The organism is Arenibacterium halophilum, assembly GCF_005938225.1.
In the GTDB taxonomy this organism is placed as follows: domain Bacteria; phylum Pseudomonadota; class Alphaproteobacteria; order Rhodobacterales; family Rhodobacteraceae; genus Arenibacterium; species Arenibacterium halophilum.
The window spans coordinates 180121-198624 of the sequence record NZ_VCPC01000001.1 but is presented as its reverse complement, the minus strand read 5'-3'; the positions used below and the strand labels follow the sequence as shown (position 1 = coordinate 198624).

Sequence of the window (18504 nt, the reverse complement as noted above, 5' to 3'; positions counted from 1 at the left end):
CTGATCCGCAGAAATCAAGCGCTTGCGCCTTTGCCCCTCTGGCGACACCAGAAGGGCAAAGGTGGGGTCAGCACCACGTCCCGCAATGGCTTATGCCGCCGAACGGCAAAACGCGGGCAGGGCAACCATCAGCCACTGCAGGATTGCAGCTTGGACAGCTTTTCGATGTCGGCGTCAGGCCGAACTTTCAGCGCGTTGGTCAGCCGGGCCGCGGCGGTATAGAAATTCGCCGTCATGGTCAGTTCGACGATTTCCTGCGGGTTGTAGTGCTTTGCAAGCGCATTGAAGGTTTCGTCGTCGACGCTGTCCGGGCTGGCAAGCCCATCGGCATAGGCAAGGATCGCGCGATGGCGTTCGTCGAACAGATCGCTGTCCTGCCAGTTCTCCATTGCATTTGCCTGCTCTTCCGTCAGCCCGCAGCCAAGCGCCATAGCCTTGTGGGCGAGGAACTCGTACTCGCCATTGGCCAGTTGGGCCGCGCGCATGATCATCACTTCGCGGTCGAGGCGCGGCGTGATCGCGTCCCGCCGGATGGCATAGGCCAGATCGACATATTCTTTGAAGATGGCCGGAGCGTTTCCAACTGTCCTGTGCATATTGGCCGGCTTTCCGCCACGATCGATCATTCCCTGGAACATCGGACGCAGAATTGGGTCGTCGGTATCAACCGGCACCAGTGGCAGGCGCGAGGGGGGCTCGTCCTGCGCATGCGCGGCGAGCGGAACTGAAATGGCCAAGCTGATTATAACCCCCAAGATTGCTTTGTGGTTCACGTGATCTGTCCTCCCTGGTCTTGATCCACGCCATGATCGGCCATGGGTGCGATTCGTTCAATACAAAATTGTCAGACGATTTTGGCGTATTGCACGTTATGCGTGTGTGGAGCGGTTGCGCAATGGCGCCCATCGCAATGACACGATGCGTTTGGATCGCGCGCCTTCCTAAGCGCGACGGCGTGCGTTCGAACCGCCGCATCGAGACAGGGGCGGCGAAAAAATATCGTGCGGGCAGTCACTTACAGGCGGTAAACGTTCATGGCGTTGTCCCGCAGGATCAATCGACGTTCAGCACTGTCGCACCCGGCATCATCCAGTAGCGCCGAATGCGTTTCCCAGATGCGGTGGTAAGAGGCCGCCATTGAATCCACCGGATAGTTCGATCCGCACACAAGCCTGTCCGGCCCCATGGTGTCGATGCACTCCAGGACGTAGGGCCGGACCTCTTCGATCGTCCATCCAAGCCCGAACAGACCGTAGCCCGACAGTTTGACATACACGTTTCCAAGCTCGCGATAGACCTGCAGGTTGCGTTTCCATGCCGCAACGCTGTCTTCGTCCCGCCAGATCGACAGGCCGAGGTGCGGAAAGATGAATGTCGTGTCCGGGTGCTCGCGCATGAGGCGGATCAACCCGTCTGTCTGCTCCGGAGAGGCGGCACGGACTTCGAAGACAAGACCGTGTTCCCTGAGGAGCGCAAAATTGCGAAGCCAGGTTTCGTCTTTCAGCGGATCGTAATCCGGGGCTGCATTCAGACCGGGGTGCATTTCAACCCGCATTCCCCGCATGTTCGCATATTGACAGTGCGCCATGATGATCTCGGCGGCGTCAGGCGCGCTGAGATCGCCGCGCGCCACTATGCCCTGCGGCATCCCGTTTCCGGTGCTGTCGGCCACCGACTGCAACCACGCGGTTTCGTTTACACTGTCCTTGGGATCCGCGTCGGCCTGCACATGAACAGCGGCAACCACGTTCAGACTGCCGATATCCGCGCGAAAATGGTCGATAAGGTAGTCCTGCCGGATCGACCGGTAGTCCCCGGTCACCTTCGCAACGTTCTGTGAAATTTTATCGGTAAGCCAGGGATAATAGTTCTTGTTCAAATCCCAGATATGGAAATGGCTATCGACAAGGTCTTCCAAGGTCACATTCTCCTGTGGGTCTGTACCGCGTGTTTGGGGCGATGTGGTCACTCTGCGATTTCGAGCACCACCATCACACGTGGAAGCTCTCCGACGCCGCGTGTGATATGGCCTTCGCCGTGCGTGTCTTCGGCCAGAACAATCTCGTTAGGGCCGAAAACCTGCTTTGTGCCATCGCTGACCTCGATTTCGACGGCCCCTGACAGGTGCATTACGAATTGACGACGCGGTGCGCAGTGAGGCGTGCCCATCGCGTCATTCTCGGAAACCCGGCGAAACCAGACGCGCTTGATCGGAAGCGCGCTTGTCGCGGTATCCAGCACCCCGGCGCCTTCGATGCGCTCGGTCAACAGAAAGCTGTCTTTTGCAAAGTGTGAGTTACCATCGGCATCGGCGTAGATGCGGGTGTATTCCAGAACAGGCATCTTGTCGGTTGTCATCACTCAAGGCTCCGCTGTGCAATGTGTCGTGGTTTGGAATGTTCATGGCGCTAGGCCAAGGCCGCGCTTTCCTGTGCCAATAGCCGCCTGATCGTGCGCCTTGCCTGTACAGCACCTGCGTCGCTTGGCAGCAGGACCGGTTTCAACGCCAGAATATCGGTTTCATGGCCCATATTTGCCTGAACCGCTTCGACCATCGGTTTGTCTTCGTCCCGAAAGGCTGCCTCGATCGCCTTGGCGCGTTGTGCATTCATCTTGGCGTCGTCTTCGTTGAAATTCCTGATTCCGCCGTAAAAATAGTGCGTGGTGGTTTCGGTCTCCGGGGTCACAAGATGGACATTGGTGCTGACCAGTTGCGCGTCTTCGCCGTGGCCTTCCGGTTGCAAACTATTGACGAGCAGCATGAGACCAGGCGCGCGCCACCTGACCTCGAGTGTCTGGTCAACCCGTCCTCCGGGTTCGGGCAGGTAGGGGTCATAGACAGGGGCAGCTTTCTGGCCGTCGCTGCGCCACCGGATGACGATCTCGTCCCCGTCACCGGCGTGAACCCTTGGTGTTACCTTGGCAATCGATCCGCTTCCCAGTGTGGTGGTGTGCAGAAAGTCGATATGGCTCAGGTCCATGATGTTGTCGTACATGATTTCGTAATTGCTGCGGGTGTGCATGTATCCGGTGATGCGCGCAGTCGGTTTCGCCGCGTCAAGAAAGCTGTAGTCGGGCAGGGGAGTTCGGTCTGCCCTGTCAGGGTCGCCCATCCAGACCCAGATCAGGCCGTTCTGTTCGGCAACCGGAAAGCTGCGGACCCGCGCTGACCTCGGCACCGGTCCTTGGGGATTGTGAACGCATGTGCCGTCGGGTCCGAAGATAAGCCCGTGATAGCCGCAGCGGAGCCCCGCGTCGACGACGCACCCCATGTCCAACGGCGCAAAGCGATGCGCACATCTGTTTTCCAAGGCTACGGCTGTACCGTTTCGCTGCCTGAAGAACACAAGCCCTTCGCCGACGATCCTGCGCGATAACAGTGCGTTCGGTTCCAGGTCCGCACTCCACCCGGCCGCGTACCACAGGTTTTTCACGTAAGGCATAGCGCTGGCTCCTCTCCGCGCCGGGAAAACGGCCGGGCGCCCGAGCAGGCGACCGGGGCGAACCCCCTCGCCGGCACCGCTCCCCTCGTGTGCCGCGTTTGATGTCAACTATGGACGCGTGGATACAGGCGCACTAATATATATTTCCCAGCTAATGCATAACCATCCGCATAGGTCACGCCATGTTCTCCAACCGGGTTATCGGGTCGCAGCTGACGCTCCACAAACTGAACGTCTTTTGCGTTGTGGCCGACCTTGGGAGCATCTCGCGTGCGGCGGACAAGCTGGGGATCGCGCAACCGGCTGTCACCTCTCACATGAAGTCGATCCAGGAAAAGCTTGGGGTGGACTTGCTGACCAAGCAGGGGCGCAACATCGTGCTGACGGACAACGGCAAGCTGGCCTATAAATGGGCGCGCGACCTGATCGTGCGAACACGCGAATTCGAGCGCGAACTGTCCGAGGGGCCGACCGCGCTGCGGGGCAGGGTTGTCGTCGGAGCTTCTCTGACGGTAGGCGGTTATACGTTGCCCCACGTGTTTGCGTCGTTTCGCAGGGAAAACCCCGGCATCAGCATTCAAGTACAGGTCGATACGGCCGTCGATTGCGTGGCTGCGCTGAAGGCAGGGGTAAGCGATGTTGCGGTGACCGGTCTGGACCCGGGGCAGAACGTCGACGGGTTGGAGGTGTCCAAGCTTTGGGACGAGGAGTTGGTTCTGGTCGCGGCGCAAGGCTCGACGCTGGTCGGTGACGCTGCGGGTATTGACGAGATCGCCAACCTTCCCTTCGTGACCAATGAGCTGGGCAGCTCCAAGAACGGGGTGATCGAAAGCGTGCTCAGGCCTTTCGGCATCGTTCACCGAAGCGTCGCTCTGGAGATCGGGCACCCCGAGGGCATCAAGTCTGCGGTGCTGGCCGATTGTGGGTTGGCGTTTCTGTTTGCGTCCTCGATTCAGAAAGAACTGCAAAGCGGGTCGTTGCGCCGGGTGCGTACTCCAAACCTGGACCTGTCAATTCCAATGTACCTGCTCAAGCGACGTGAAAAGAACCTCTCTCCGGTTCAGGACAAGGTGCGAAGCTTTCTTGAGGCGAAACTGAAGCGCAGCGACTTGAATGCAGCTTCCGCGGCAGATGCGAGGCTCTGATCTGCCCGCCGCTGACATCCGAAACAGGGCGATAAGGATATTGGCGCGGACCTTCACTTTCGTCGCAACCCGAATGTTGTGAAGTTTTTGTAGAAGCCGCCGAGCACGACGATTTCCTCGCGATTGCGAGGCCACACTACAGTTTATCTCAATAAGAGATTTATGGCTCCGGCGGTAGGGGCTGGTGCCTTCCAGTAAACTACGTTGAAAACAAAGGAAATTTTTCAGCGATTCCGGACCGGTTCCGGCGGTGTGCCTGCGAATGTGCCGTAACCGGTGCACCGGGTCAAGTGGTGCACAGGACAAGCGCCCCGCGTTCCGATTTCAACCAACGTCGGGAATAGCAGTTGCTTCCCGATCCGATAGTCGACGACGGGGAGCGGTGGTGATGGCCGAGCAGTCGATGCCAGCCTCCTCTGGACGTGCGTCCGAGACGAGCACCTGGCAGATGTGCCCTGACTGATGTCTTGCGCGTAGTGAATGAAGCCCTCAGCCATCTTCCTCACTGATTGCCATGGGGAACATCCTTTGGTTAAGTATCCGTGAGCAGAAAATAATCGAGACGACCATGTCATTTTTTGAGCGGCCAATTCTTAACTCGCCATATTTTGTTCCGGAGCAGCACTGGGAATTGGACGCCGATGGCAGGCCGACCGACACGGTAGTCTCGCGCAGACGGAAGTCAGAACTTATTTCCGCGATGCCCAAGCCCAAGAGCGTCAAAGGCGGCCATCAGGGTGAAATGGAACTCAGCTCTGCGGGACTTGAGGGACAGGATGTCGCCTACAATGTGACCGAATTCGTCAACGAAATGCGCTCTCAGGTCGATGCATGGCGGGCTCTGCCGAACCCGAACGACTGGCAGGTGACACCGGTGACGCAGCGGCTCCTCCAACATTGGCGTGCGATCCAGCGGGACGAGACCCAGGCCATCCGGCCTTTCTTCTGTCAGCTCGAAGCCGTCGAGACGGCAATCTGGATGACTGAGGTCGCGCCGAAAATGGGCGAGCGCGGTAAGCGGGTTCGCAAGCGTCTGGAAACGGCGAACGCGGAGGCGAACCCGGACCTTTTCCGTGTCGCTATGAAGCTTGCGACAGGTGCAGGGAAAACGACAGTGATGGCCATGTTGATCGCATGGCAGACGCTGAATGCCGTTCGGTCACCCAATTCGAAGACCTATTCCCGCGGATTTCTGATCGTCACCCCTGGAATTACGATCCGTGACCGCCTTCGCGTGTTGTTGCCGAATGATGCGGAGAGCTATTACCAGCGCCTCAACTTGGTCCCCGGCGATCTCATGCAGGACATGCAACGGGCCAAGATCGTCCTGACGAACTACCATGCGTTCAAGAAGCGAGAGCGCGTTCAGCTGGCAAAGGGCACTCGATCGGCACTCAAGGGCCATGGCGAAGAGATTTCCACTGAGGAGACAGAAGGCCAGATGCTGCAACGGGTCATGCCGGAGCTCATGGGGCTTGGACGCATCAACGTGATCAATGATGAAGCCCACCACTGCTATCGCGAGCGACCTGGCGGCATCGTCGCCAAGTTGACGGGCGACGAGAAAAAAGAGGCTGACGAAAACGCCGAAGCTGCGCGCCTCTGGATCTCTGGTATCGAGGCCGCCAAGAAAAAGCTGGGCGTCCATACCGTTTATGACCTCTCCGCGACACCGTTCTTTCTCTCCGGTTCAGGCTGGATCGAAGGCACCCTGTTCCCATGGGTGATCTCTGACTTTTCTCTCATGGATGCCATCGAGTGCGGTATCGTGAAGCTGCCTCGCGTCCCTGTCGCCGACAATCTCCCGGGTCAGCCCGAGCCTCTCTACCGGAAGCTCTGGGATGCCATCGGGAAGAAGATGCCGAAGAAGACCAGGGGTGCCAAGCCGGATCCCCAGAGTCTGCCGATCCCCCTGAAGACGGCCATCGACGCGCTCTACGGTCACTACGAGAAGACCTACAAGCTGTGGGAGGCTGAGGGTGTCGACATTCCCCCGGTCTTCATCGTCGTGTGCAACAACACGACGAACTCGGAGTTGCTGCGCGATTACATGGCCGGCTACGAGCGGGAGGATGCGAACGGCGTCATCGAAACCGTGAAGGGCAAGTGCGAGCTCTTCTCCAATTTCTCGACCGATGGAGACCGCCTGCCTCGCCCCCGGACGGTTCTCATTGACAGCGCCACGCTCGAAGCCGGCGGTGATGTCGACAAGTCGTTCCGGGACGCCCATGCCGAAGAAATCGAGGCCTTCCGCCGGGAGCAGGCTGAGCGGGGTGGGAACCAGGACCTCACCGATGCCGACATCCTGCGCGAGGTGATGAACACCGTAGGGAAGAAGGGGCGCCTGGGAGAGCAGGTCCGTTGCGTCGTCTCCGTCTCGATGCTGACCGAGGGCTGGGACGCGAACAACGTGACCCATATCCTGGGCCTTCGTGCCTTCGGCACCCAGCTGATCTGCGAGCAGGTGATCGGTCGGGCCCTCCGGCGTCTGTCTTACGACGCGGATCCAGAGACAGGGCTGTTCCGCACGGAATACGCGGACATCATGGGGATCGACGGTCTGAACTTCTCGGCTCAACCAAGGATCGCGCCGCCGCAACAACCGCGCGACGTGGTCAATGTTCGGGCCGTCTCACCTGACCGCGATCACCTCGAGATCACCTTCCCGCGGGTTATCGGCTATGTCGCAGACCTTCCGTCGGACCGGCTCGACGTCGATTTCTCAGGCATGGAGCGCTACGTTCTGACGACCGAAAAAACCTCGGCCGCGGAGGTCACCATGCAGGGCATCGTCGGCGAGAGCGAGAAGCTCACACTCGAATACCTACGCACCACCCGGCAATCCACGATCGCCTACCACGTCGCCAAGCATATGGTGTTCGAGAAGCTCCGCGATGCCCACCAGAAGCCGCGCATGCACCTGATCCCCGCGGCGAAGCGGATCGTCAACCAGTGGCTCTCTGAGGGCCACCTGCACTGCACCGGGGGCACCGTTCCGGCCCAGCTTCTCTACCGCGAGATCGCCGATGAGGTCTGCGACCTGATCTTCGGCGCCCTGATCGACAAGCCCGGCGGCGACAGCGTCCTGCGCGCCGTCCTCGATCCCTACAATCCGACCGGGTCGACCCTGGGCGTCAACTTCAACACGACCAAGGCCACGCGCTACCAGCCGCGCTCCGACAAGTCGCACCTGAACTGGATCATCACCGACAGCGACTGGGAGGACAAGCTGGCCGCCCGGATCGAGGACCATCCGGCGGTGCTGTCCTATGCCAAGAACCACAACCTCGGCCTCGATGTGCCCTATCTGATGGAGGGCGAGTCCCGGGTCTACCGGCCTGATTTCCTGATCCGGCTCGATGCGCCGGAGCCGACGACCCTGATCATCGAGGTCAAGGGATACCGGGGGCCCGATGCCATGCTGAAGGCCGAAACCATGCGGGCAAAATGGATCCCGGCGGTGAATCGGCTCAGCACCTATGGCAAGTGGGGGTTCGCGGAATTGAGGGATATCAACGACTTTGGGCCTGCACTGGACGAGGCGATCGAGAAGATGCTCGGGACGGTGCCGGCATGACGGACGTCCAGTTCGGGCGCCTTCTGGACCTTCCCTTGCGTGAAGCCTGGAAGCATGAAGCCCACCAGTTCACCCCTTGGTTGGCGAACAACATCGACCACCTGTCGGATGCCATCGGCATTCCCTTGGAACTCACCGGAACCGAAGTCGCGGTTGAAAGCTTCTCGGCGGACATCCTGGCCCGCAACCCGCTGGATGATACGGTTGTTCTGATCGAGAACCAGCTGGAGATGACCGACCACACCCACCTTGGTCAGATCATGACCTATCTGGCCGGTCTGGAAGCGCAGACGGTGATCTGGATCGCTCCTTCGTTTCGAGAGCCGCACCTGTCCGCCATCCGCTGGCTCAACCAGCACACGGCCGATGGCTTTTCCTTCATCGCGGTCAAGGCACGCGTTGTCAGGATCGGCGACAGCCCTTTCGCGCCCATATTCGAAGTGGTGGAAAAGCCGGATGACTGGGGCAGGGCGCTGAAGAAAAAGGCCGCAGCCGTCTCGGATTCCGGGTTTGACGCCAAGGAAAAATTCTGGCTCGGCATGGCCGAAGCCTACCCCGATCTCGTGGCCGAGGGCATGCACCCCGGGCGCGCTTCAAATGCTTGGATCACGCTGGTCGCAGAGCCCAAGCTTGTCGTTTCGCTCTTTGTCGCCCAGAAAAGCACCGGGGCGTTCATCCGCGGCACCTCCGGTGCCGACGCCGACATGATCCATTCCGTTCTCGCCGACCACCGGACCGCGCTCGAGGCGGGCCTGGGACAACCGCTGGTGCCGTCCGAGAACGGCCGCTTCTTCGTCTCCCAGATCGACAAGGGCTACCTGAACGAAACCGACTGGCCCATGATCCAGTCCTGGCTGATCGACACCTACAAGACCTACCGCGATACCGTCCGTGCGGCGTTCGCTGGCACCGAGGCAGAGCAATGACCGACAAGACCCAGATCGACCCCATCACCCACGAAGACGAGCGTGTGAACATTCCCACGCCCGAGCTTGCCCCCATGATGGACCCCGACGACGCGCGGCCGATCAAGGCGGCCTATGACCTGCGGAACCCGGACCTCGATCCGCAGCTGATCTGGCGCGGCAAGGACATCGACCAGGCTGCCGTCACCGCCGACGCGCCGCCGATCTACCTTCAGGAGCAGGTGCACCCCAAGGCGATCATCGAGGACCTGCGCGCCGGCGGCAAACGGAACGGAGAGGGCGGGGGCGTCGACCTCTTCGACCATTTCGGGCTGAGCGACGAGGACCGCGAGGCGGAGATCGAGTTCTACCGCCACCACCGCAAGTGGTCGAACCGGATGATCCTGGGCGACGGGCTTCAGGTCATGGCATCCCTGGCCGAGCGCGAGGGGCTGAAGGGCCAGGTCCAGGCGATCTATATCGACCCGCCCTATGGCATCAAGTTCAACTCCAACTTCCAGTGGTCCACCACCTCGCGCGATGTGAAGGACGGCAAGCTGGAGCATCTCACCCGCGAGCCCGAGCAGGTGAAGGCGTTTCGGGATACCTGGCGCGACGGCATCCATTCCTACCTGCAATACCTGCGCGACCGGCTGGTGGTGGCGCGGGAGCTGCTGACCGAGAGCGGGTCGTGCTTCGTTCAGATCGGGGACGAGAACGTCCACCGGGTGCGGGCGCTGATGGATGAGGTGTTTGGGGAGGAGAATTTTGTCAGCGTCATCAGGTTCAAGCGCGGTGGATTTCAGACAGCCGCATTCTTACCGGAAACCCAAGACTCAATCGTATGGTTTGCAAAGGAAAGAGAGCGCGTCAAATTTCGCAGGCTCTTCAAAGAGGCCGAGAGAAGCGAAGCATTCCCAGGGCAGACCGTCTTTGCGGAAGACGAAGCAGGAGTCTACGCGCCGATCAGGCGCGACAAAATCGACAAATCAGTTGCCAAAGTGTTTCGCCACCGTGCGGCCTATAGCGCGACCGGATCAGAGAGTTCTCGTTTCGAGGTTCTGCATCAAGGAAATCGGTTTCTCCCTTCTGGCAAGAGGGGATGGTCCACCCACCCGGTGGGAATGACGCGAGTGGGCAAATCCGAACGTTTCTGGGCGTCTGGCAGGACCCTTGAACGTAAGATGTATTTCGAAGATTCTCCATTCACGCACTTCGATGCGAACTGGGTGGATACTGTGTCCTCAGGCTTCTCTGAGGACAAGGTCTACGTCGTCCAAACCCAGACTTTGGTTGTTGAACGCTGCCTCCTCATGACCACCGACCCCGGCGACCTCGTGCTCGATCCCACCTGCGGCTCCGGCACAACCGCTTACGTGGCCGAGCAATGGGGCCGACGCTGGATCACCATCGACACATCCCGCGTGGCCCTCGCGCTCGCCCGGGCCCGGATCATGGGCGCGCGCTACCCCTGGTATCTGCTCGCCGACAGCCCCGAGGGGCAGAGGAAAGAGGCCGAGGTCACCCGCTCCGCCCCCGCCACGGCCGCGACCTATGGCGACATCCGCCACGGCTTCGTCTACGACCGCGTTCCCCACATCACGCTCAAGTCCATCGCCAACAACACCGAGATCGACACGATCTGGGACACCCTGCAACCGGCCGTCGAGGAGGCCCGCGCGGCCCTTAACGCCGCGCTCACAGGCCACGCCACGCCCTTCACCGTCGAAACCGGCGGCCGGAAGGATAAGAAAATCGACTTCACCGCCTCTGGCGAGGTTGACCTGCCAAGCGGAGAATTGGCCCCGGCGAACGGCTTCATGGAATGGGAAATCCCCCGCGACGCGCCGGAGGGATGGCCCGCTGCCGCCAAGGAAGCCATCAAGTCTTTCTGGCAGGCCCGCATCGCGCGCCAGACAGAGATCGATAAGTCCATCGCCGCCAAGGCCGATTTCGAATACCTCTACGACAAGCCCTTCGAGGACAAGAAGCGCGTCCGCGTTGCCGGCCCCTTCACGGTCGAAAGCCTCTCGCCGCACCGCACGCAGGCAGTGAACGAACACGGAGAGCTGATCGAGGAGCATGACGCCGCCCAGGGCAAACGCAGCGGGCGCGAGATGGAGGCCGAGAACTACCGCACGGCCATCCTCGACAACCTCGCCAAGGCCGGAGTCCAGCAGTCCGACAAGGAGGACCGGATCACCTTCACCTCCCTCCAGGCGACGGGGGGCGAATGGCTGGCCGCCGTCGGGCTCTACATGGAAGGTGACACGGAACGAAAGGCCGGCATCTTCCTCGGCCCCGAATATGGCACCCTGCAACGCGCCGACCTGATCGCCGCCGCGCGCGAGGCTGTCGACATGGGCTTCGACATCCTGATCACCTGCGCCTTCAACTACGACGCCCACACGGCCGAGACCCGCAAGCTGGGCCGCCTGCCGATCCTCCAGGCGCGGATGAACCCGGACCTGCACATGGCCGACGACCTGCGCGCCGGCGGCGGGAACCTGTTCGTCGTCTTCGGCGAGCCGGACATCCAGGTGAAGGACGACGGCGACAAGATCCGGATCGAGCTGCTGGGCGTTGACATCTTCAAGCCCGCGACCGGGGAAGTCGTGTCCTCCGAGCCCGACGACATCGCCTGCTGGTTCATCGACACCGACTACAACGAGGCGTCCTTCTTCGTCCGTCACGCGTATTTCCCGGGGGCGGAGATCCCCTACAAGCAGATGAAGACCACGCTGAAGGGGGAGATCGACGAGGAGGCCTGGGAGAGCCTGAAACGGACGGTCTCGCGGCCGTTTGCGCGGCCGAAGTCGGGCAGGGTGGCTGTGAAGGTGATCAACCACCTCGGGGACGAGGTCATGAAGGTTTTGGGGGTGTAACGGTTGCCGAAGCGGCCTGGAAATTACATGGGCGGTAGTTCGATTGAAAGACCGCGTGCCAATCCACCTCGTGAATGGGTGGAGGAGGTCGAATACGCCCGGGCTTTGAGCGATTTCGGCCCTGGCGAGCACTTTTTTTCGGATCGCCAGCTGGAGGACCATCTTAATGGCCTTCGGAGGAACTTTGAAGGACGGCCTCTCACTAAACGCGCGCGAAAGGCCGCCGGAACCGTCATGTCCGAGCTCTCGTCAAGGTTCGTTCAAGATCATCGAATGAATATGGTGTTCGAAATCGCCGCCTTCGAAATGGCGGAACTCTATGAAAGGATGGTTCCGGAGACGCGGAATCCCTTTTTTCCAGAGCGCGAAACACGGTGGCGTCATCTTGCCACGGAGCGGGCCAAGTTGATCATTCGGAGACAGGGCGGAATGGAAGCATGACCCACCGCATAGCCGACACCTTCTACGACGCACTGGCCAAGCTGACGCCGCAGGAACAGAAAGCCGTCAAACAGTCCGCTTTCGACTTCCAGATGGACCCGAGCCTGCCCGGCTTCCAGATGCACCGTGTCGACCGTGCCAAGGATCCGAACTTCTGGACCGCGCGCGTCACGCGGGACATCCGGATGGTCATCCACAAGACCGACGGCGATACGCTGCTGGCATGGGTTGGCCACCATGATGACGCCTATCGTTGGGCCGAGACCCGGCGGATCGAGGCACACCCGAAGACCGGCGCTATCCAGATCGTCGAAGCGCGCGAAACAGTCGAGGATGTTGTCGTCCACCGCTTCGTCGAAGAGGCCGTTCTCCTACCACGGCTGTTCGAGTCCGAAACCGACGAAACGCTCCTGTCGTGGGGCGTGCCGGAGGACTGGATCGGCACCGTTCGGGAGGCCACAGACGAAACCGTTCTGGATATTGCAGGCTATCTGCCGTCCGAGGCTGCCGACGCCATCCTCGCCGCTGCGACCGGGGAACGGCCGACACCCTCCATCGCTTTCGCGACCGGACAGGATCCGTGGTCTCACCCGGATGCGCTGCGGCGGTTCCGCGTTGTGGAAGACGTCGAAGAACTCCGTGCGGCACTGGATGCTCCTTGGGAAAAATGGACCGTTTTCCTCCATCCGGCACAGCGGGAATACGTGGATCGCGACTTCAATGGGCCGGCCCGGGTAATCGGCTCTGCCGGCACCGGCAAGACCGTGGTCGCTCTTCACCGTGCCGTCCGCCTCGCCGCCGATCCGTCCGCTCACGTCCTGCTGACCACTTTCAACCGACGTCTGGCCGACCTGCTTCGTCAAAAGTTGCCGCTGGTCGCACTGCCTTCGGCCATGGAAAGGATCACTGTCGAAAGCTTGGGGTCCGTGATCCACCGGCTACATGCCGAGCGGTTCGGCGGAGTCGACGTCGTCGACGAAATGACCCTGCGACGATTCCTGGAAGAGGCTGCGGCAGGAGCGTCGCTCACTGTCGATCCGGAGTTCCTTTTCGACGAATGGTCCCTGATCATCGATGCGTGGAACGTTCGGGATGCCGAGACGTATCGCGATCTGCCGCGGCTCGGTCGGAAGCAGCGCATGGCGGCGTCGCGGCGGGAGGCCCTATGGGCTGTCTTTGACGCCACGAGGTCGCGGCTTGAGGTGGAAGGACTTACCACAGAGGCATCGAGTGCGCATGACTTGCGCGGCCATGGCCATTTCCCATGGACACATGTTGTCGTCGACGAAGCACAGGACATTTCGGTGCCGGAGCTTCTTTTGCTGGCCGACGCTCTCGGTGCGAGTCCCAACGGTCTCTTCTTCGCCGGAGACATCGGCCAGAGGATTTTCCGTGCTCCATTTCCATGGGCCGCGGCCGGCATTGACATACGTGGACGTTCGCGCAGCCTGAAGGTGAACTACAGGACGTCTCATCAGATCCGGAGGCGCAGCGACACCTTGCTGCCTGAAACGCTCGTGGAAGCCGATGGCAGCGAAGAAAGCCGCCTGGGTGTGACCTCGGTCTTCGACGGCCCAGCACCGGCTATACGGATCTTCGATGATCCTCATCGGGAACACGATGATCTTGGACAATGGATCGATGACCTTCGGCGCCGTGGTGTCGAGGCGGACGAAATTGCCGTCCTGGTCCGCTCGACGGTTCAGGTGAGACAGTTCGAAGACCTGAAGGCCCAAGTCATGCTGATGCATGATGCAAAGGGTGCCGAGTTCAGGGCCGTTGCGGTCGCTGGGTTGAACCATGATGTTCTCCCGGACAATGCGCGTCTGCTTGCTGCTCTGGATGAGGCGCAACTCGACGAGGTCATGGCGACTGAACGCCATCTGCTCTACGTCGCCGCCACACGCGCCAGAGATTTCCTGTGGCTCTCCGGGACCGAGCCGGTTTCTGAGTTCCTGGCAGACCTTGCGGCCCTTGAAACTGTCCCCTCTGATGGGTCCGGGCAGTAGCTACAGGTTGCGGCGATACCGAATATCGCCGGTTCACTGTTGTTCAGGCGCGATGATCGTTGATCAAACCACTTGGCGCGCCTGCTAATCCTGAGAATTCCTCACAGCCTTTCGCAGGATTAGCAGCCTTGGAGCGCCGAATCCGGCTTCGACGTCGCGTCTTCTTCGATTTTTCCGTCATTCGCTTTTGTGGCGTGGCCTGGGGCGTAGTTCCTTTCCGGTCAGAAGGAGCGAGACGATGCCAAACGAACATTATCATACCGTTGCAGAGGTGGCAGAGAAGCTGCGTCGGCACCCCAGGACGATCCGAGATTGGATCGTTGACGGCTGCAAGACCGAGCGTGGTCATGTGCGTCTTGAAGCGACGAAGGTGGGAAAGTCCTGGTTGATCCATGCTGATTGGCTGGCGCTTTTCGAGCATCGTATCCGCCCCGTTCGGAGGGCGGATCTCGATCTCGAGTAGCGCCAGCCATTCTGTAGGGGAAGACCAATATGTCGTTGCAGGACAAAATTCGGGAACACCTGGAGATCACCGGGCTTTCAATGCGGGCGCTGTCGATGGAGGCAGGCCTCTATCCGAAGGCGGTCGCCACCATTCTGAACCGACCAGGGCATCGACCAGGCCGGAAAATCTTGGATGCCCTCGGTCGGGCAATGAACGTCGAACTGCCGGATACGGAGCCAAGAACGACGTATGCACAGCTCATTACGCGCCTGGGCATCGCAACCGGAGACCGCGACGTCGACAGCCGTAATCGGCGGCTGCGATCTCGTGTCAATACTGTGCTAAGGGCAGCGGAATGGGTCCCGGAAACCGAGGAAGTCGACCGCCGACGCGCGGTGGAGCTTTTCGCCGGCTGGTCCGCTGCCACCTTGGGATTGGCACCAAGAAGCTTCCACAGCTACAAGTCCGACTTCATGACGGCTATCGATCTCGCATGTGGTGGAAACCGCAAGCAAAGCATCCGCGATGTCAGCGGGCTCCATCGGGACATCTACGAGGCCATCCAGAGTTCGACACTGCCCGAAGATCTCAAGCTGAACGCCGGAGCGTTCTTCTTTTTCCTCGACCGGGAACGCCTTCTGCCGAGTCAGGTCGACACCCATGTGCTGCTTCAGTATTTTCACTATCGCTGCGATGATACCGCGAAAACCGAAGCGGTGTGCCGTAAGCACGTCAAGCGGATAGCGGGATTGTGCTGCCGTCTCGCATTGGAACCGGCTTTTGCCGAATATGGCTTTCATTGTGTGGATCATCCCTTCGGCGATCAGCGCGACAAGTATGATGTTCCTGTATCAACGCTGGAAGGTTTTTTGCGCGAATTCGACGGCCCTTTCACTCGTTGGGTGATGGGCATGGAATCGCGGGAAGGCCTGTCCCATGCAGACTTCGTGGCGCACCTGGATCGTGAAGATGCGGAAAAGAAGGTCACTGGCAAGCTCGCGCTTCTGAAGCCGAGGAAGGGCGGAAAGAAGAAAACGGAGGCGGAGCGGAAGTCGGCGGGCTTCCTGGTCGAAGATGAAACCTGGTCTGAGGCAACGCTTGCCAACCGTCGTGGCATCTTGGTCGCGGGAGCGAAAGCACTGTTCGCGTCCACGGGATATCTCATCGAAAGCGTCGAGGAGTATAGCGATCCTACTGTCGTCGAAGCTGTTCTGGAAGCCGTCACGGCCGCCAACAGCTCCAAGGAATTCCCAAGCAGCTACGCGTCAACGATGGGCAAGGCCATCAAGAAGATGGCTCGGGACTACGTCGGTAGACCAGACACGGAGATCGATGATATCGCGTCGCTGATCAGCGACTACTCCACGGGTTCGAAAGGGATAGCGGAACGGAACAAGGCTAAGCTCCGTAAGATCGTTGGGGAGAAAGAGCAACGGCTCCTCGACCTGGGGGAAATCCTCACGGACGAAGTCAATGCTCGCTTGGATCGGTCCGTGAGACAACACCCTGGCATGAAGCGCCTCGATTGCCTCGATGTCGAAATGGCTCGCGACATGATGTGCGTCGTGGCGAGTGACATCCTGCTCGCACGTGCGCCCCGCAAAGCCAACGCCACCGGCATAAAGCTGTCGTGGATCTCCTGGCGTGAAGGTCTTGCGACGATCACGGTGCCCAATATCGAAGTCAAGATGCGCGACGGGAGTGATCCTGACCTGCCGATACCGCTCGGTGGAAATGAGTCGCGGCGACTGCGGCTCTACATCGACAAGGTCCGTTGCCGCGTCCTTCGCGAGGGCGATGACCGGAACCCCTATCTGTTCCCGTTTCAAGCAATCACAGGCGCGCCAGGACAAGCCTACAGTGGTCTTCCGGAGCGACTGATGCGGCACACGAAACGGGTTGTCGGAATCCGGATGAATCCGCATTTATATCGGCACTTTCTTGGCTGGCTCTGGCTCAGGGAAGATCCCAATCGGCTGCCAGATGTTCAGCGGCTTCTCGGGCACAAGACCCTCGAGACCACGCTCGAATTCTATGCCGAAATCGATGAAACCCTCGCGCTGGAGCGTTGGCAGAAGCACCTCACGAAGCGGAAAATTCGCGGCACACGGTCATGACGCTGCCGGGAACGAAGGAGATGCCCATGGCACCCATAGGATCAAAGCGGTTCGTATCCGTGTCCCGAGAGATTCACGCCGAGCTGAGCCTCGATCGGCCAGACCTCGACCTTGCGCCGGTCGTCATGGCGCTGGAAAATTTTTCCCATTGGCGCGGAAGGGAGCGTTCACTTTGTGAACCTCCCGTGCGCGAGGAGTTGCAAGGATACCTGGCGGATAACTCCGAGACGCGTGGACCGCACGTGGCCGTCGGCCAACTGTTCTATATTCAAGCGGCGGCTCCGGTTCTCTGGGGGATGCCCTTTGCCGCATTGATCGCTCGACTTATCCGCTCTCACCGTTGCGAGCCAAAGAATAGCGTATTGCCGCAAGCGGAACGCGTCCGCAGATTGATCAGCCGGCTTCCGGACGAACACCATAAAGGGTTGCTCTTGAAGATGGGCACCGATTTGGGCGGGACAAAAAACGTATGGAGCCTGAGCTATCTCGAGGCCGTGTCTATCAGCCTGCTGCGCTGGACGAGGTGGTGTGAAAGCCTCGGGCATTCTGTTGAGCCCACAGGGACGACCTTCTGGCAATACGCTGGTGACTTGGAGGAAGACGGCGTTTCAGCCCGGAGCATTACTGACTACCTGGTTCGCATCATGGCGGGGTATCGTGCCAGCTACACGCCCGGATTCACCAGCACCGCCTGCGACCACGTCACCTCCCTGCATCGCGCGCGCGCGAAACGCGCGGGTTCGCCGACGAAGACCCGCGCTCAGCTGGTCGGCGCATCTACGATCTATGACCTGGGATGTGACCTCATCGAAGGTGCCCGGGCGAGAGGGCCGAGGGGCCTGCACCAAGCTCGCGATTACCGGAATGGCCTTCTGCTGATGTTGGCCGCTGCTGTGCCCCAGCGCGCCCGTGCCATGTCCCATTTCGACATCGGCCAGACCGTCATCCTGCTCGACCATCCGCACATCAGGATCCGTCTGCCCGGGTCCGCGTTGAAACTGCGGGAACACAAGAAGGGCCGCGGCGGATACGACCGCGTGATCGAGAATTCCGATCTTTGGAACGCAATCGACGGATACCAGCGGACCTATCGCCCGTTCTTCGATGATGGAACCATGATGTTTCCGAGCCTTCTCGATATCGGCTCGGCAATTTCCTCTAAACAGATAGGGGTTCTGACCGGGAACCTGACTGAGCGCCACCTCGGGGTTCGCGTCAGTGTGCATCGGGTGCGGGACAACGTGGCGACCGAGGCATCTGAAGAGCTCCAAAGCGGCGGCTACATCGCACCAGCGCTTCTCGACCACAAAAGCGCCACAACGACAATGGCGAGCTACGATCACGCCCAGGGCGTGCGGGCCGCACGTGACCATTCGGTATTCATCGCAGCTCGACGGTCTTACTCAGCGGAGCTAAAGTTGTAGAGAGACGAGGCTCACCGCCGCAGCGTTCCGTAAGTAACCGTAATCGCTGCACTATTATGGCATCGTGTAGAACGGGTTCTTTCCACCCGCATGGGGTGGCACCAGACCGTCCT

At 60.3% G+C, this 18504-nt stretch carries 13 protein-coding genes; 9 read left to right on the top strand and 4 right to left on the bottom strand.

Annotation, left to right across the window (positions count from 1 at the left end; translation table 11 throughout):
* Positions 1-128: 128 nt before the first annotated feature.
* The 4 genes from FGK64_RS01005 to FGK64_RS00990 form a co-directional block, all read right to left on the bottom strand.
* Complete coding sequence (locus tag FGK64_RS01005; protein ID WP_171053939.1) at positions 129-596, bottom strand: carboxymuconolactone decarboxylase family protein; 468 nt, start codon at positions 594-596, stop codon at positions 129-131.
* A 419-nt stretch (positions 597-1015) separates the two neighbouring features.
* Complete coding sequence (locus tag FGK64_RS01000; RefSeq protein ID WP_171053938.1) at positions 1016-1918, bottom strand: amidohydrolase family protein; 903 nt, start codon at positions 1916-1918, stop codon at positions 1016-1018.
* A gap of 47 nt (positions 1919-1965) precedes the next feature.
* Positions 1966-2358, bottom strand: a complete 393-nt coding sequence (locus FGK64_RS00995; protein WP_138861947.1) for a cupin domain-containing protein — start codon at positions 2356-2358, stop codon at positions 1966-1968.
* Positions 2359-2408: 50 nt separating this feature from the next.
* A complete protein-coding gene (locus tag FGK64_RS00990; protein WP_138861946.1) occupies positions 2409-3551 on the bottom strand; it encodes an aromatic ring-hydroxylating oxygenase subunit alpha in 1143 nt (380 codons plus the stop codon).
* Between the two features lie 74 nt (positions 3552-3625).
* Here FGK64_RS00990 and FGK64_RS00985 point away from each other — a divergent pair, with 74 nt between their 5' ends.
* The 9 genes from FGK64_RS00985 to FGK64_RS00945 all read left to right on the top strand — a co-directional run bounded on the left by FGK64_RS00985 (position 3626) and on the right by FGK64_RS00945 (position 18391).
* Positions 3626-4588: a LysR family transcriptional regulator gene (locus FGK64_RS00985; RefSeq protein WP_138861945.1), complete on the top strand. Its 963-nt coding sequence runs from the start codon at positions 3626-3628 to the stop codon at positions 4586-4588.
* A 568-nt stretch (positions 4589-5156) separates the two neighbouring features.
* Positions 5157-8165: a BPTD_3080 family restriction endonuclease gene (locus FGK64_RS00980; protein ID WP_171053937.1), complete on the top strand. Its 3009-nt coding sequence runs from the start codon at positions 5157-5159 to the stop codon at positions 8163-8165.
* Positions 8162-9091 carry a hypothetical protein gene (locus FGK64_RS00975; protein WP_138861944.1) on the top strand — a complete coding sequence of 310 codons (930 nt, stop codon included), beginning with the start codon at positions 8162-8164 and terminating at the stop codon, positions 9089-9091. Before FGK64_RS00980 ends, FGK64_RS00975 begins: the two co-directional genes overlap by 4 nt.
* The gene (locus FGK64_RS00970) at positions 9088-11955 is read left to right on the top strand and encodes a site-specific DNA-methyltransferase (RefSeq protein ID WP_138861943.1); all 2868 of its coding nucleotides are present in this window, start codon (positions 9088-9090) and stop codon (positions 11953-11955) included. The genes FGK64_RS00975 and FGK64_RS00970 overlap by 4 nt, the downstream gene beginning before the upstream one ends.
* Before the next feature lie 27 nt (positions 11956-11982).
* Positions 11983-12396, top strand: a complete 414-nt coding sequence (locus FGK64_RS00965; RefSeq protein ID WP_171053936.1) for a hypothetical protein — start codon at positions 11983-11985, stop codon at positions 12394-12396.
* The gene (locus FGK64_RS00960; protein WP_138861941.1) at positions 12393-14405 is read left to right on the top strand and encodes a 3'-5' exonuclease; all 2013 of its coding nucleotides are present in this window, start codon (positions 12393-12395) and stop codon (positions 14403-14405) included. The genes FGK64_RS00965 and FGK64_RS00960 overlap by 4 nt, the downstream gene beginning before the upstream one ends.
* Positions 14406-14643: 238 nt before the next feature.
* Positions 14644-14868 (top strand): helix-turn-helix domain-containing protein, encoded by a 225-nt coding sequence (locus FGK64_RS00955; protein ID WP_138861940.1) that lies wholly within the window; start codon positions 14644-14646, stop codon positions 14866-14868.
* Between the two features lie 29 nt (positions 14869-14897).
* The gene (locus FGK64_RS00950; RefSeq protein ID WP_138861939.1) at positions 14898-16967 is read left to right on the top strand and encodes a tyrosine-type recombinase/integrase; all 2070 of its coding nucleotides are present in this window, start codon (positions 14898-14900) and stop codon (positions 16965-16967) included.
* Positions 16968-16993: 26 nt separating this feature from the next.
* On the top strand, positions 16994-18391 hold the full coding sequence (locus FGK64_RS00945) for a hypothetical protein (RefSeq protein WP_138861938.1): 1398 nt from the start codon (positions 16994-16996) through the stop codon (positions 18389-18391).
* Positions 18392-18504: the final 113 nt, after the last annotated feature.

What these genes read in the sequence shown, in the direction of transcription:
- FGK64_RS01005 (WP_171053939.1), bottom strand. Translation starts at nt 596, where the DNA reads ATGCACAGGACAGTTGGAAACGCTCCGGCCATCTTCAAAGAATATGTC.
- FGK64_RS00995 (WP_138861947.1), bottom strand. Translation starts at nt 2,358, where the DNA reads ATGACAACCGACAAGATGCCTGTTCTGGAATACACCCGCATCTACGCC.
- FGK64_RS00985 (WP_138861945.1), top strand. Translation starts at nt 3,626, where the DNA reads ATGTTCTCCAACCGGGTTATCGGGTCGCAGCTGACGCTCCACAAACTG.
- FGK64_RS00980 (WP_171053937.1), top strand. Translation starts at nt 5,157, where the DNA reads ATGTCATTTTTTGAGCGGCCAATTCTTAACTCGCCATATTTTGTTCCG.
- FGK64_RS00975 (WP_138861944.1), top strand. Translation starts at nt 8,162, where the DNA reads ATGACGGACGTCCAGTTCGGGCGCCTTCTGGACCTTCCCTTGCGTGAA.
- FGK64_RS00970 (WP_138861943.1), top strand. Translation starts at nt 9,088, where the DNA reads ATGACCGACAAGACCCAGATCGACCCCATCACCCACGAAGACGAGCGT.
- FGK64_RS00965 (WP_171053936.1), top strand. Translation starts at nt 11,983, where the DNA reads ATGGGCGGTAGTTCGATTGAAAGACCGCGTGCCAATCCACCTCGTGAA.
- FGK64_RS00960 (WP_138861941.1), top strand. Translation starts at nt 12,393, where the DNA reads ATGACCCACCGCATAGCCGACACCTTCTACGACGCACTGGCCAAGCTG.
- FGK64_RS00955 (WP_138861940.1), top strand. Translation starts at nt 14,644, where the DNA reads ATGCCAAACGAACATTATCATACCGTTGCAGAGGTGGCAGAGAAGCTG.
- FGK64_RS00950 (WP_138861939.1), top strand. Translation starts at nt 14,898, where the DNA reads ATGTCGTTGCAGGACAAAATTCGGGAACACCTGGAGATCACCGGGCTT.
- FGK64_RS00945 (WP_138861938.1), top strand. Translation starts at nt 16,994, where the DNA reads ATGGCACCCATAGGATCAAAGCGGTTCGTATCCGTGTCCCGAGAGATT.